The sequence below is a fragment of the bacterium endosymbiont of Bathymodiolus sp. 5 South genome (genome assembly GCF_900128535.1).
Classification (GTDB): domain Bacteria; phylum Pseudomonadota; class Gammaproteobacteria; order PS1; family Pseudothioglobaceae; genus Thiodubiliella.
Map to the genome: position 1 here is coordinate 1 of NZ_FQTR01000267.1, position 1,677 is coordinate 1,677.

Here is a 1,677-nt window from a genome sequence, read left to right on the forward strand (position 1 = left end):
AAGGTGTTGGATTGCAGATGACTGTTGAGTTGATAGCGGGTTTGGTGCGGGGTTTGCGTATTGTCTTTGCTGTTTTCGCTGAGGACATGGGTGCCGATGTGCAGAGTACTGCTTTGTTGTTTTGTTTGGTTGGTTGAGATGTCTAGTGCGGGTAGGTAGTCTCTTTGGCTTTGTACTTGTTGGTTAGATTCAGTTACAGTGCGAACTCGCTTGCCTTGGTAATCATAAACATAGTATTGTGTGGTGTTGCTTTTGTCTGCTTTAGTGAGTTTGTTAAGGGTATTGTTGTAATACCAATCTAGGTTAGCAATATTGTCTAAATGTAATAAATTGCCATTGGCGTCAAAGTCGTTGGTGGATTGTTGGGTTTCAGTGCCACGGTTGCTGTTTGGGTGGATGGCGAGGGTTTGTTGCCAATTACCACTGTTTGCTTGGTGCGATAGGGCGGTTAGGTTGTTGCCTGTGTCGTAGGTGTGGGTTTGTTGGTAGTGCTCTAAAGTATTAATCATAAGATAACATAGTATTTTACTTGTGGTATCGGAGGTACAGCCATAGGTTCAGACAAGTCGCTTAACTTCATTGGCAGCTCCTTTATTATATTGCCAAATGCCTCTCTCATAATACCTTCTGGGTCATGAGCTAAAAAAATATCCTCTTGCGAACCTTGCTTGCCCTCAACCCACACACCAAAATCAGGCACTATGGAATCTCTATGAGTATCGAAATATTCGATATTTTCATCAATGACACTTTTGAGTGTTACAGCGATACTTGGATTTTCACCCATATATTTAAAAGCAGGGTATGCTTTTGGGTTTTCGTCTTCTGCCTGCTTTATATTTGTTAGTGTATGGGCTGCACCAACCAGAAAGAGTGAGCTTCCTTTGAAACTTCCCCTTCTTTCATATTCTGCTTTATCACGCCAATAATCTCTACCAATAAAATTAGAGTTAAGGGTTGCTGCTATCATCATTACATCTTTTCTTGAATCTATTAATGCTTTAATTTTTTCAGGTGATAAGTCTGGATATGCCTTTTGCATTGCCTCGTGTATTCCATTGAATCCATATCTAATGCGAATAATTGCTGGATTTTTTTCAGGTCTTGGGCCTACCTTAGCATCAATCGATTCTATTATAAAATTTTTAAATTTGATTTCAGTATTTAAGTTTATGGCTAAATAATTTCCTTGTGGTATATCGTGACTTTCTCCAGCCCAAATATTCAAATCTCTTTGATTTTCCTTGTAAGTGTTAACGCTTTGCACAAATCTATTCCAAGGTATAAGCGGAAAATGCCCTGTCGGATCAATATATTTAAGTGGATTATTGCCCACATAAACATACAAATTCAAGCCAGCAACCGACCCTGCTGCTATCTAGCACCGTAGTAGGACAAACCACTACTGTCGTCTCTTTCTTTGCCTGTATAGCGATAGCGTTTTTGTTGCACTTGGATTTTGTCTTTACCTACAATGATGGCAGTACTACCATAAGGATAATAATGTTCGTAACTAAGGGTTTGGGCTTTGTCGTCCAGCTCTAATATAAAATTCAAAAAATAACAATACCATAAACAGTGTATAATAATCATTTTTTTCACCAACAAAACAATGCCAAAAAGAATTCAACTACCTGATGATTTTTATAAACACGATTTTAAACAACTAGCCAAGAT

At 38.5% G+C, this 1,677-nt stretch carries 2 protein-coding genes and 1 pseudogene; all 3 read right to left on the reverse strand.

The window, feature by feature from the left end:
- Positions 1-509 (reverse strand): annotated as a pseudogene (locus BBROOKSOX_RS10695) (RHS repeat-associated core domain-containing protein); the annotation flags it as partial.
- Positions 506-1,336 carry a hypothetical protein gene (locus BBROOKSOX_RS12375; protein ID WP_257607868.1) on the reverse strand — a complete coding sequence of 277 codons (831 nt, stop codon included), beginning with the start codon at positions 1,334-1,336 and terminating at the stop codon, positions 506-508. The gene BBROOKSOX_RS12375 and the pseudogene BBROOKSOX_RS10695, both read right to left, overlap by 4 nt.
- Before the next feature lie 38 nt (positions 1,337-1,374).
- Positions 1,375-1,557: a hypothetical protein gene (locus tag BBROOKSOX_RS10700; RefSeq protein ID WP_257607869.1), complete on the reverse strand. Its 183-nt coding sequence runs from the start codon at positions 1,555-1,557 to the stop codon at positions 1,375-1,377.
- Between the last annotated feature and the right edge of the window lie 120 nt (positions 1,558-1,677).